This window comes from Arthrobacter sp. C152, from assembly GCF_054890965.1.
Map to the genome: position 1 here is coordinate 112,073 of NZ_JBTZSU010000010.1, position 12,444 is coordinate 124,516.

Annotated in this window: 12 protein-coding genes and 2 tRNA genes; 4 read left to right on the forward strand and 10 right to left on the reverse strand. The window is 59.3% G+C overall.

What is annotated here, in order from left to right:
* Positions 1–88 precede the first annotated feature (88 nt).
* From ACYSM9_RS09890 to ACYSM9_RS09905, 4 genes are all read right to left on the reverse strand, one after another.
* Positions 89–162, reverse strand: a tRNA-Met gene (locus ACYSM9_RS09890).
* 60 nt (positions 163–222) lie between these two features.
* A tRNA-Thr gene (locus ACYSM9_RS09895) sits at positions 223–293 on the reverse strand.
* A gap of 205 nt (positions 294–498) precedes the next feature.
* On the reverse strand, positions 499–945 hold the full coding sequence (locus ACYSM9_RS09900) for a hypothetical protein (RefSeq protein WP_461856788.1): 447 nt from the start codon (positions 943–945) through the stop codon (positions 499–501).
* Between the two features lie 7 nt (positions 946–952).
* Positions 953–1,648 carry a hypothetical protein gene (locus ACYSM9_RS09905; RefSeq protein ID WP_461856789.1) on the reverse strand — a complete coding sequence of 232 codons (696 nt, stop codon included), beginning with the start codon at positions 1,646–1,648 and terminating at the stop codon, positions 953–955.
* A 427-nt stretch (positions 1,649–2,075) separates the two neighbouring features.
* Between ACYSM9_RS09905 and ACYSM9_RS09910 the strand changes: the two genes are divergently transcribed.
* Positions 2,076–2,336: a hypothetical protein gene (locus tag ACYSM9_RS09910; protein ID WP_461856790.1), complete on the forward strand. Its 261-nt coding sequence runs from the start codon at positions 2,076–2,078 to the stop codon at positions 2,334–2,336.
* A 625-nt stretch (positions 2,337–2,961) separates the two neighbouring features.
* Here ACYSM9_RS09910 and ACYSM9_RS09915 read toward each other — a convergent pair.
* Positions 2,962–3,981 carry a hypothetical protein gene (locus ACYSM9_RS09915; RefSeq protein ID WP_461856791.1) on the reverse strand — a complete coding sequence of 340 codons (1,020 nt, stop codon included), beginning with the start codon at positions 3,979–3,981 and terminating at the stop codon, positions 2,962–2,964.
* Positions 3,978–4,271 carry a hypothetical protein gene (locus ACYSM9_RS09920; protein ID WP_461856792.1) on the reverse strand — a complete coding sequence of 98 codons (294 nt, stop codon included), beginning with the start codon at positions 4,269–4,271 and terminating at the stop codon, positions 3,978–3,980. Before ACYSM9_RS09920 ends, ACYSM9_RS09915 begins: the two co-directional genes overlap by 4 nt.
* Before the next feature lie 1,658 nt (positions 4,272–5,929).
* On the opposite strand from ACYSM9_RS09920, the gene ACYSM9_RS09925 reads away from it, so the two are divergent.
* Positions 5,930–6,592, forward strand: a complete 663-nt coding sequence (locus ACYSM9_RS09925; RefSeq protein WP_461856793.1) for a cutinase family protein — start codon at positions 5,930–5,932, stop codon at positions 6,590–6,592.
* A 141-nt stretch (positions 6,593–6,733) separates the two neighbouring features.
* Here ACYSM9_RS09925 and ACYSM9_RS09930 read toward each other — a convergent pair whose 3' ends face one another.
* The 3 genes from ACYSM9_RS09930 to ACYSM9_RS09940 form a co-directional block, all read right to left on the reverse strand.
* Positions 6,734–7,336: a hypothetical protein gene (locus tag ACYSM9_RS09930; RefSeq protein WP_461856794.1), complete on the reverse strand. Its 603-nt coding sequence runs from the start codon at positions 7,334–7,336 to the stop codon at positions 6,734–6,736.
* Complete coding sequence (locus tag ACYSM9_RS09935) at positions 7,333–7,890, reverse strand: HNH endonuclease (RefSeq protein WP_461856804.1); 558 nt, start codon at positions 7,888–7,890, stop codon at positions 7,333–7,335. Before ACYSM9_RS09935 ends, ACYSM9_RS09930 begins: the two co-directional genes overlap by 4 nt.
* Positions 7,891–8,003: 113 nt before the next feature.
* The gene (locus ACYSM9_RS09940; protein ID WP_461856795.1) at positions 8,004–8,588 is read right to left on the reverse strand and encodes an HIRAN domain-containing protein; all 585 of its coding nucleotides are present in this window, start codon (positions 8,586–8,588) and stop codon (positions 8,004–8,006) included.
* Between ACYSM9_RS09940 and ACYSM9_RS09945 the strand changes: the two genes are divergently transcribed.
* Positions 8,587–9,453, forward strand: coding sequence for a DUF4393 domain-containing protein (locus tag ACYSM9_RS09945; RefSeq protein WP_461856796.1), 867 nt, complete (start codon positions 8,587–8,589; stop codon positions 9,451–9,453). The two genes, ACYSM9_RS09940 and ACYSM9_RS09945, sit on opposite strands and share 2 nt — an antisense overlap.
* Before the next feature lie 167 nt (positions 9,454–9,620).
* A complete protein-coding gene (locus ACYSM9_RS09950; RefSeq protein WP_461856797.1) occupies positions 9,621–10,703 on the forward strand; it encodes a transposase in 1,083 nt (360 codons plus the stop codon).
* A gap of 966 nt (positions 10,704–11,669) precedes the next feature.
* Here ACYSM9_RS09950 and ACYSM9_RS09955 read toward each other — a convergent pair.
* Positions 11,670–12,368: an HIRAN domain-containing protein gene (locus ACYSM9_RS09955; protein ID WP_461856798.1), complete on the reverse strand. Its 699-nt coding sequence runs from the start codon at positions 12,366–12,368 to the stop codon at positions 11,670–11,672.
* Positions 12,369–12,444: the final 76 nt, after the last annotated feature.

Below are 12,444 nucleotides of genomic sequence, written 5' to 3' on the forward strand. Positions count from 1 at the left end.
ACTACCCCGGCACGGCCAGACCCCTGCCGTGTTTGCACGCTAAACCAAAAGCAGGCCAGAGGCTGGATGCCTCTGGCCTGCTTTTATGTAGCGGTGGGGAGGCTCGATCTCCCGACCTCACGATTATGAGTCGTGCGCTCTAACCAACTGAGCTACACCGCCATGGATGAGAAAAGCCTGCGTCAGCCGGCCTAAACCGCCCTGATACAGGCCCTCATCCAGAGCCCCCCACCGGAATCGATCCGGTGACCTCGTTCTTACCAAGAACGCGCTCTACCACTGAGCTAGGGGGGTAGGCGTGACAAGATGCACCAGGAGGAGTGACATCGATCCTGGTGCCGTGTAACTGCGATTCATGTCGGGAGGTTTCCCGCGCCTGAAAGTTGGAAGGTACGAAGTAGGCGACTGCAGCGATCGTCTACCCATCAAGGGCCGCCAGACTGGACGCGATGACTCGCGCAGGAGTCCCGTAGTGGGGAGAGAAGGGCTAGTGGTTCACTAGAACTTAGGCTCGATGCCGAGGAGCGCCGCAGCTCCTGTGAAGATCAGGCGAAGGATAATGAGCCCGATCATCGTGATCACGAAAAGTATCCCGGTCTGGATAATGAAGGCTAGGAGATAGGCGACTGCTGCACCGACCTTTCCGGTCAACACCGGGAAGCGTGCCTGGATCTTTTGGCGGAGTGGATGCGTCGGTTTCTTTTCATTCCAGATGACCGTGGCGATTACCATCAGGGCGACGCCGGTTACGTAGAAGGCATTCTTGAAGTTGTCCGGCGACTTGATGAAGCCGAGAAGAAGTGCCGCCCAGTAGCCGAAGAAGAGGACGATAAGGCCAGAGAGCGTGCGGGAACCTACATCACGCCAGAACTTCTCATCCCTGAACCACTCGCCGGGCCATTGCCAGGGACGAGCTGCCTTAGTTACCTGATCTGTTTCGCTCATGAAGTAACTACTGCGCCTTTTCTTGTGGCAGCTTGTCTAGGACTTTGGCAGTGAACTGGGAGACTTTCTTGCCAGCCTGCAGCCCGCCGCCGATACCGAGTCCCGCGAATATCTTGTCGATGTCCGGGTACTCCTCCGTGATGTTCAAGATGAAGCCGGTGATTGTCATGACCACGACGATGCGCACGAACCATACGATCAGGTGGCGTTCGGCGGTCGAAAGGGTAGCAAAAGCCGGCGCCTCTTCAATGGATTCTGCCAAGTCAGGGTGGCGGGCGAAGAAGTCTTCGGTCAACTCTTCTACGTCATCCTGGTCACCGAGCTGGCCCCGGAACGTGGCTGCATCAGCCAGGACGGAACTGAGTCCCGAAGTATCAACGGAATCGGCCAGGAACTTCGTGGCAGCACCGATAGTCGACTGCATCTGAAGGGCGAGAGCCAACGTGCCGTCGCTGTTGATAGTGGGACCCATAGTGGCTAGGGAGTCCTGAAGCGTCTTTACCATGCTGTAGATGCCGGAAGTCTGAAGCGACAGCTGGTCCTGAGGGTAGATGGCTGCCCTATAACTTGCCACGCTCTTGGAGAGCTGTAAGGCAAGCGGTTCGACCATCTTGCTGTAGTCGGGCATCTCGGAAAGCCTGGCGCTGAACTCACTCAGAAAGGCTTTTGCGCCTGGGGGAAACGGATCACTGGAAGTCGTCACGGTCTAAGCGTACCGACCGGGGCTGACACTCTGTGGACGCACTCTAGGTATTGAAGAAGTCGAGGTCCGGGCGCACAGTAAGAGGCAGATGTCCGCCCAGCAGCTTTTCACCTTACGACCGGATTTATCCTTTGTGTAGCTTCCATGCTGGGGGCGCGGTTCTTGCCTTCAGAGGGGACTACGTTCGGCCGATTGGTTTCGTCGGTATTGGCCTTCTCGAAGGCACGGCTGCCTTCGGGTGGTGGGCTGGTTCGTCCGAACATTACGAACAAGGGCTGGCGTTCATCGACGGGGGAGAAAGCGCTTCATCCGCCAGCACCAGGGCGGGGACATCTACAACATCAACAACAACGGCGCCTTTAACTGGGCACAGAACAGCAGCAACGTCACGCAGTCCAACACGCTTACGTAAAGTCAGGTCGAGGAAGTGGAGCGGATTCTCGGGCTCGTCCGTACGATGATGCACCCGCAGGTTATCGGTGTCGGAGAGGATGTCGCTGCTGCCACCAAGGTCATCGTTGGCGAAGTAGAAGAAGTTCAGTCATCGGCACCGAGCGGCGGACAAGTGAAGGCCTTGCCCATGAAGCTGCCCATGAAGCTGATGGAACTTGCCGCGACGGGAACAGTCCAGAACGGCGTTGATGCCCTGAATGCCATGATCCAACAGGGCATCAACGGAATCGGCTAGTTCAGCGGTATGCCCTCACGGTTATAGCGGTCAACTACTGACTTAGGCCAGGTGGAGCAGGAGTTCGGGCCACTGGGATCCGCGTCCCGCTCCGCCTGGTGGTCAGAGGCGAGATCTCTAATGCCGACGGTGAGTACGGCAGCTCGCCGCCCGCCTGCCTTCCAGTTGAAGCGGCACCCACACGTTAGCCGCGCCGTCTAATTTGTCCCCGCTCTTGGGGTTTTCCCTTTGTCAATGAAAGCCGCGCCGTCCGCTCCGCGATACACGATGTTGGGGAAGGGAACGACGCCCGTCAGCTGGGCTGCTTGCTCGGGCTTCATCGCCATACCTGGACAAGAAGTACGGCCACGTGTGCAGCAAACCGGGCTGCTCTGTCACTACCAACCTCAACATCGACCTCATCAAGAAGCGGGGTTCTAATCCGGATCTCCGTTATGACGTGAAGAACCTCCGCTACCTTTGCCGGGCTCACCGCATGGAGGAGACGGACAAGCTTAATTGGAGCAAGCAGTCCTGATCGCGAGACGAAATCTGTGCCCAGGCTCGCTGCAGGTGGAGCAGGTGTATTCGGACCGGGCCGCGACAGTCCACCCATCCCAAGGTTAGATTAACGAGAACGTATCGGTCACTCAGCCAAGGACCGTACAACGGGGATTATCCTCTCGCGGCGAAGCTGCACGCCGTCGTCCCACCGAATGAAGAACCGCACGCCGTCGATGTCCCGTCGCGCTTCTGTTGGGATGCGGAATTCAACCGACTGCCCGGCGGGAATAGATCGCCAAGAATCGATTCCGTCAATGTTAGGGGCACCGTCCCCTGGTTCGAGGCTGATGCCGCTAGCGTCCCCGTTACCGGTATTGGTGAGTTTGAAGCTGATCATGTCTTTGCCCTGTTGGATGCTCCAGTTTGCCGGGGCATTCGGCGTCCGGTTTGGAATAGTGCGGTCTGCGATATTACTGGAAGGTGGCAGACCGGGTATCGCCATCGGGGATTGAACGGGGCTAAGGGCGCGGCTCGGGGCTGTAACGGATGCCGATATCTCGGAGGTGTAATTGTTCTCGATTTCACCTCGCACCGCTCGGGCAGCTCCGATTGTTCCGTTTAGTAGCTTGCTTCCATCCCAGTAAAGTCCTTCAATACGATCGGCATAGGTTGCCAATTCTTCATCCGGAAGCCGCGCGTCGAAGCGTTTCCCTGCCTTGTATGCCGCATATACCGACTCCGCTTCCCTGAGGACGCCACCTGTCGTTTTAATCGATTCGAGAAGCGCGTCACTCAGCTCTGTGAGAGCAGCGTCCCGAGCATGGTGCTTGAGGATTCGGAGTGCCGCCTCCAAGTCTGTAGTGTCTTCGGGGAACTTGGCGACTACTGCACTGATTCTGTCAGATCGAACCAAGACGCCGAGATCATTTGCAGTGAAGCTTGCGGGCTGCCCGTCAGTTAGAGTTCGTGCCAGTTGATAGATAACTTTGCGGAAAGGGCTCAGATCGGGTGCTGCTGCCTCCGCCGCGCCCTTCGGGGCGAGCCATCTGAGACGCTCTACAAAGCTCGCTACTTCCGCTGCGCTCCAGCCTGCCTGGACAGTGATGTTCCCCTGCGCCTGATAATTCGTTGAGTTGGGACCGCTCTTCTGCGAGAGTTTCAAGCCTTGTCCTCATTGGTAATCGACATGTTGCCACCAGCTTGGAAGTTGCGGGAGTCGTTTCCGCCTCGCTGCCTCAGCATGGTAAGGGAGGGTGAGTTCGGTGATTCATGCACAAAGGTCCCAATGATAAGGAAAACAAGACCGAGCACTGCAAGCGCAGCTCCCACAAGAACAGGGAGCGACCAAAAAGACTCTCGTGCTTGCATATTCATGACACCAAAACTTGCGGAAATACCAGCACCCGCTGTGAAAAGGGTGCCACCAAGTGCGAGAGCTTTTCCTGAAGTCATGGTCCAAATGGTAGTCCAACAAAGGGGGTCTCCCATCCTCCGGCAAAGACGGTCGGTCTTGCCCATATACTTGGGAACTCTGACTTCAGCGAGGACGGAAAGATCGTTATTGAAGCGGCAAAACAGCCTGCCCGGACTGCCGGCAATAGCGGCATGGGCGCAGCACAGGTATGAGGCACCAACGAACGGCTTCTGGAAATGATCCGAGACAATGCCTTCTCCGGACAGGGTTCTGACCCCGGCGGAACTCGCAGACCAGGCCGTCGGCAGTCCCAAGTAAACCGCATAGCAACGGACCGCTTTCCACTGGCCATCCACCAGCGCTTCGGGAGATCGTGCACTGGACTTAACCGACCGCGCTTGGGCACACGCTGAGGATGCCCAAGCGGGGTGACTTGCAGCGACACTGCAACCCGCACCCCTAGTTGACAGAATCTTCAATTCGCGACGTTTGGACTAGGGGGCAGAGATCCGCAAAATCTGTGCTCGCCATTGCGTTTCCTTCGGTTGGTTTCGTCAGCGGTGATCAGCGGTGGGCGACTTCAGAGCCAAGGCTGCGCCGGTAGCGAGCACTGCAATGACCGCTGTGATGATGAGGCTGAGTTGCTGCCATCATAAAAACCGGCCGATGTTGTGGTGAGCGCGCCTAAGACCGCAACGGCGAGGGCGCCGCCGATCCGGCGGCTTTGTATTGAACACGCCTGATAAGTTGCACAATTGCAATTCGAGCTTTTCCCGCCTGACAGAAAGCCACAGCGTTCCACAAGGGCCTGTTTACGCCGCACTCCAGAGCTGACTCTGCAACCTACTAAGGGGACGATCTTTTGAACTGTCTCCTTAGGGGCACGCAAAGGGGGGACTACCTCCATTGACGAGGGTAGGCCGACGAGAGCAATCTGATCCCACGGGAGACTCAGTCCTTGGTCATAGCCCTCCGATTGCAGGAGGAGGCGGCGCTAAGCAAACGCGCCTGAAATTAGCCGCGCCGCTTTTGCAGGTAATCCACAAGCCACCGAGCGGCTCCGCCGCTCCCATCGGCAAGTGTCTACCGCAAGGGACGCTCACAGAAAGCACTCTCGATGCAAAAACGAAAGCGCCCGTTTCGCGGGCCTACCCATGCAGAACGTCCCCCAAGGACCGACAGTAGGAACATCCACAAGCGAACCCGACCGGTAGCTTGGGCCGCCTGCATTGCCGCAGTCGCATTCGTCGCCACGGTCCTATCCGCGGTTCCAGCGCAAGCCGTCACCGGCTATCACGTCATTGTTGGCTCACTCGGCGTCAACGCACGCTCCGGCCCGGGAACGGGATATGCAGCCGTAGGCAAGCTCTACAACGGCCAAGCCATCGACATTGCCTGTCAGACCAAGGGGACGTTAGTCGGCGTAGGGCTTCCCGGCACCCCGACCGACGTATGGGACCGGCTATCGAATGGCTGGTACATCACCGACTACTACACGTCCACAACGGGGCGAAACGGAGCCTACACACCCGGTATCCCACAATGTGGGGCTGCGGCGCCCCCTACTGCGCCGCCGGCTATCAACGAACAGGATAGATGCGCCCAACTGAGGGTCGTTGGAGTCCGGGGATCAGGGGAAGCCTGGGAGTTCGACCCACACAATCTCTCGAATGGGCCCTTTGGTATGGGGAATGAGGTGGATAGTTTCTACAAAACCATTTACGCACAACTGCATGCCATCGGCGTGGACGTGAGCTCACATGGCATTCAGTATGACGCCGTACCGGTAGGCCAAGACGGCCCGCAAGGCTATGGCAGTACCTACTACTACAGCGTCCAACTCGGTAAGAACTATTTATCAAGCTACGTTACGGATCATTTGAACAAGTGCCCAAACGAGCATCTCGTCTTGGCAGGTTATTCGCAGGGGGCGGACGTGGTCCATCAGGTATGGAACACACTTGTAGCGGGAGCAGGATTAGACCGGTGGCGAGGCCGGCTTGACGGCCTGGTACTCTTCGCTGACCCGAGGTTTTCCGGCTATCAAGTTAATTCCGTTAGCGACTACGTCCCCGCACGGAGCCTGAACCAGGGAACGTTTTCTTGGTTTATATCTGGCCTTCTAGCGGGCGGTGCAGCCGCTGCGCTGGGGAACGGAGACGTCATCTGGACACCCGCACAAGAGCAGTTCCACTTCATGAAATCGTATTGCGATGCCAACGACGCGGTTTGCCAGTGGAAAGGTAACCCTTGGGATCAGGCCGCAATTGACGTCCATAAGGGCTATGTAAGCAGAAATGTAACTGTAGCCGCGGGAAATTCCATCAACCGGTGGCTTATCGGCCATTACTTCCACTGATCCTTCTAGTAACGCCGACTAGTCAACTTGAGACGCGGTAGCCGTCCCCGCTGCGGAGACGCGAGACCTCGGCGCCGCTGCAAAAGCCCCTTCACGCCTTCCCCCATCGGCTCAATGGAGGGGCTTTTTGCGTCTGCGCTTTCAGGCAGGAAACATGACGAACGGGGGAGCGTCCTCATCGCCCGGATCAATCGTCCGCATCGCTCCAAACTCCTTGCGCTGCCACCGCTGGCCCGTCCCGTCCGTAAACTGAACCTCCCGTTGGTACTCGAAGTCCTGCGGGTCCCGATAGACGTCCGTGTTCCACTCGCGGGTTCCGCCGGGCTCGATCATCGGCCAGGTATAGCTAAGTTCAGTCGCAGATTGGTCTGCCCCGGGTGCTTCCGGATGCAACCTCTGCACGATCGACACCATTGAAATCGGCTCGTCTCCGTTGTTGTGAACGCTCCAGTTGATCACCTGCCGAGGTACGCCAGCGTCGGGCAGCATGCTCAAGGTTGTCTTCTTGGCTACCAGCGAGACCTTTGCGGCAAGGCCTCTCTTCCGCGCTTCAGCCTCAGCGACTCGCTGCTCTCGGAATGACTGACGATCAGCCATTGCTTCCTGGCGTTCCGTCTCCAACCGCTTGCTGTCCCGCCTCGCCAACCTGAGCGCCAATACAACGGCGGAAACTGTCCCGGCCGCCGCCAGCCAGTCCGGTACTGTGCCCCAGTCGGGTGCGGTAAACAGTTCCCCAATACTCACCCCGTAAACCCTAGCCCGTCAGAAGTGATGGTGTGGCTGCTCCGCTGGCTGAACCTTGTCCTGGCGGCGGCGCCGACAGCTTCCGCGTCGGCATACATCCCGTCCCCGAGCATGATGTTGCACCAGCGGTGGGCGGTCCTGAGATTCTCCGGATCGTCGTCTCGTCCGAACACGGCAACGGACGCTATATGGTCCAGCGTCGGGTACTGGTCGTCGGATAGCCTGGCGTTGGGATAGGTAGGAAGCCCGCAGACTTGGCAGACGTAGTTGTCCCGTTCCAGTACAAACTTCCTATGCTTGCTGTGACCACTAGATGATCCGCGCTTACGAACAGAAGGCGGGACTGACAGAACATCAGTAATACCTTTCCGGCGCTTGCACTCGGCGCACCGGCAATTATCGGACCGTCCCCTCTTGTCCAGAATTGATCGACGGCAAACCTCGTGTTCCGCGACAAAGTCTGCCCGCGACTGGCCCGCCCCACTGACCTCAGCCCAGCGATAGACTCCACATCCGTAGCAAAAACCCGACGAGGCCGCCGCCGCCCGCCTCATGATCCCGCAAAGGTTCGAACAGTAATCTCTGCTTTTCTGGTGGGACTCAAACTCAATTCCGCACCCCTTGCAAACCACCTGTTCAAGAAAGGGCGGTCTTGGGGGCCGGGGCACTACGCCGTCTTCGCTATCGTCTTGGCAAAAGCCCTGAACTTAGGAATGGCTGGAAGGTCCACCCATATAGGACCTATCTTGCGCCCCTTGCCATACACGGCGACGGCGTTGGCGTCCCACTTGTTCTTCGGCTCGCGGACGAGAAGGTATTCCGTCCCGCCATGCTTGTAGCGGCCGGAGTCGGTAACCCAGTACGCCGAGCCAACGATCCGGAACCGGCTCGACGGTAGCTCGCGGAGGTCGAGGATGGACACGGCAGCCTCGTCGAGAATGACCTTCTTAACGCCAGCGGCCTTCGGCGTAGGCTCCTGCTCCGGCCTCGATTCCTCGGCGGCGGCGTAGGGCGGCATCGGCGGCGCTTGCGGCTCCGGCGATGGAAGCGGTTCGCTAGTGACCGCCCCCGACGGTAAAGAAACCGCCGGAACCGGCTCCGTCGACCGCCGCACTTCCGGCACCGCGTCAACCTCGACTTCGCCTCGAAAAGCGGCAATGAACTTCTGAATCATCCCCATGCCGGAAGCGTAGCAGTGGGCACCGACAGCACGCGGCACAATGTCAGACCCCACGGCTAGGATCGAAAGCATGACAGGTGCAGAGGTCGCTGGGGCGGCAATGGTGGGCAAAGTAGTCGAACACGTTGGCAAAGAGGCGGCTGAAGAGCGAAAGGCTGTCAACAGGGAGCTTCGCGAGGGAGCAAAAGATTCCCCTTACATGGCGGATGCCTCCGACAACTACGCCAAGAGGGTCGCTATCCGGCAAGCGATCATGACGCAGATGTATCTCCCTATCGCCAAGCTGTTCGGCGTTGCCAATAGATACTTCGAGCCTGAGGGTCAGTTCGCACAGGATATGGGCCAAAAGCTGAAGGACGTGCCGGAGGAGCACCTCGTGGCGCCCAAAGCGTCGATGGCCGCCCCCGCAATGCAGCAACTCGGCTTCAGTCTTGACGAGCCGAATCTCAAGGAGATGTATCTAAACCTCCTCGCTACTGCATCGGACGACCGCCGCAACGAGCAGGCCCACCCATCCTTCGTCGAGGTGATAAAGCAGCTGAGCTCGAAGGAAGCAACCTTCCTTCGCTACATATTGCCGGAGGATTATCCTCAGGCCATCGTTTCCTTCCACCGCGTTACAAACGGCCAGGAAGGCTCATCGACACTCCAGAAGCATGTAATGCAGGTAATCGACGAGGACACCCGTCAGCCTGCGGAGAATCCGGAGCTCGCCACCTTTGTCGACAACTGGATTCGTTTGGGACTGGTGGAAGTGGACTACAGCAAACATCTGACGGCAGGGGAGGCATACGACTGGGCAATGAAGAGGCCCGAAGCCAACCGGCTGGCCGTGCTGTTGAACGAGGATCAAACCCTTGGTTTTGATAAGGGCTACATACGGCCCACTAACTTTGGCCGCAGATTTGCTAAGGTCGTCGGACTCGTGGAGTCCTGATGTGTCAACTACTGGACAACGGCTGGCCGATACCGCATTTCACCCGAGCACGCTGACGTACTGTCGGCGCCGTCTTGCCGGGTCGTCCAATCCGCACCGGATCATGGAGGCGATCGCCGAAGTTGTCGCGGAAACCCGGGGCATTGAAGGGCAAGCGCCGAAGGGCGATGGACTCAACTGTCCTGGACGATGCAGTGGCGAGGCAGGACACCATCATGCAACTGATCGCCGGGATCCGCCGGTTCGGCCGTGACATCCCTCGAGGGCAGGAACTCGTGGCCACCCACGCGAGAGGGCATGACTACACCCGCACGGGCAAACCCGACATCGCCTGGGACGACCCGGCCGCCAGGGACGGGCTGATCTCCGTGCTGGTGACCGATGCCCGGGCCCTGCTGGCCGCGGTCGATCCCGAACCGCTGGAGGCCAAAGCCGCTGATGCCTACGCGTTGCTGGCCCTTGTCGCCGGGCAGGACGTGGAACCGGCCGAGGACTCCGATGGGATCGACGGGCGGTGGCGGATCGCCCGGAAAGTCGCCCCGGATCGGATGATCTCCACCGTGGACCCGGACGCCCGGCACGCTCACAAGACCCAGTCCCGGCAGCAGGACGGATACAAGGCCCACATCGTGATCGAACCCGATACCGGGCTGATCACCGCCGCGGAACTGACCAAAGCCTCTGGCCCGGAGAACAGCGACGGGGCAGTCGGGGCCCGGTTGATCGGCATGGATCCCACGATCAACGGCACCGGCGTCCAGGTCCTGGCCGACTCGGCCTACGGATCGGGAGAGATGCTCGCCGCCCTCGAGGCCGCCGGCTATACCCCGGTGATCAAACCCTGGCCGGTCCGTCCTGCGGTTGGGGGCGGGTTCACTCTTGATGACTTTACCGTCAATGAAGCAGCCGGCACCGCGACCTGCCCGAACGGGCTCACGCGCAGGATCACCGCCAAACGGCGGGTCACGTTCGGCGCCGCATGCATCCGCTGCCCGCTCCGGGCCCGCTGCACTACCTCCCCGCGGGGACGCAAGCTCGAACTGCACGAACACGACGCGCTGCAGCGCGAACACCGCCAACGCGCCAAGAACCCGGCCTTCCCGGACGACTACCGCACGCACAGGCCCATGGTCGAACGCTCTATCGCCTGGCTCACTCGAGGCAACCGACGCCTTCCCACCGAGGCATCAAACGGAACAACGCCTGGCTCCAACTACGGATCGCCGGACTCAACCTGCGACGCCTCCTGAAGCTCGGACTCACCAGCGAACAGGGATCCTGGGCCATTGCTTGAACCCGGGAACCAGGAGCGGAACTCTTGCCCGCAGCCAAGACACCACCCACAACCCGTCACAGGCAACAGAGGCCAACGACCGCCTCCAAATGCCTCAGCCCAAATCCCCCACCCACAAAGAAGGGGGCCGGTCCCGGCACCTCAACGCCAGTACCAGCCCCATAAAGTAGTTCAGCAGTCTCCTAGGGGTGGCTCCAGGGACATTCGGCCCGCGCCGGATGCCGACACGTGGCTGTTTGCTACCCCGTCAACCTGACTCAGACTGTCCGTAAAAGCTCGTAAGATGCGGCCGCCGAAAAAGGCGTTTTGAACACGATGCCCGACGTCTTACACAACCTCACAGCGAACTCATTTCTCACGTCCACGGTATATCAGACTTATGTGTGGACAATGTATACGCCGATTTTGGCAGGACAAAGGAAAGGGCAAAGGCCATCTCCCGGTCCTGGATCGGCCTCCCGGCAACGGCATGACCAAAAATGCACGGTCATGTCGTCCCCGCTCCCCCGGCACATGAATAGGTGTAGGCCAATACCGGCCCACCCAGCAGAACGGGAACGAGGAACCAGATAACCCCAGCTCAGCACACGGAAGTCTCACTAGCCAGGGACTTAAACCCGCCACCCCATACCTGCATAGGCTCTGCGGCAGCCAGGCTCAAGCCCGCACCCACAGCGTCAGAGGCGCCACAGCGCAAGCTTTGTCAACACGTCAAAGCAAAATCGCCTCTGACGAGGGGAAACGTCGTGCCCGAGGTGGGACTCGAACCGTATTCCAGCCCTTGAAAACACTCGGAATCCACGAAAACATGCGGAATCCGTGGCCCATTCAGAGACAGTACGGGCTAGTCCGAGGCTAGTCCGTGGCCGGGAGTGTGGACATTGTCCACACTCCTCTTTTGGGATTTCTTAGCTTGTTTTCCCTACTTCGCGTAGGCGGCCGGGACTTTGTAGTTCGCGGCCAGTGGGAGGAGCTTCGGGGCAGGGTGCGGTCCCTTGGAAAGCCAATCGTTGCTGATCTCGGTGGCTTTAGCGGCGTGGAGGACGAGCTGTGCAGCGAGGGCAGAACCCGTGATCTTGGCGTAGGCTACGGCGGTCTCACCGACTGCCTCGGTGTGTTCGAGGAGCGGGAGCAGGTGTGCTGAGGTGACGTTGCTGAGTTCCCCGACCCGTTTGCCGTCGAGACGTACCTCGACAAACGGGCGCTGCGTGCCGTTCTTCAACGTGTTGATCTCTTTGTGCAGGCTGACCAGCAGGAGGCCTCGACCGTCAGTTGGGACGTGGCTGGACAGTATGTCGAAGTGGTTCTCTTCCTTCAGGACCTGAATTCCTGATCCCCACGGTAAGAGAGTGGTCACGCCCGTGGTGGCCTCGTTGAGCGGAGTGATCAGTTCCGGTTCTGGCAGCGCAACGGTGACGCGTGCACGAAACTGGGCGCCGTCGTCGTAGCCCCACATGCGAGCGGTGGTTGCAGCGACGAGTCCGCTGGCGATGATTCTCCTGATTGGTTGTTTATAGCGAGGAGCGTCCTCACGACTGAGATAACCAAGCACCCGGCCTCTCCACCGAACACTGATGGCATTGGAGTCGTACGGGTTGTCCGGCTCGGCAACCAACTCCACCTGAACGCCTTCAGCTTCGCCTGGGGTTGCCCGCAAGTCGTGGACAGTTGATCAGGCGGCTTGTGCCGGCTGAGGT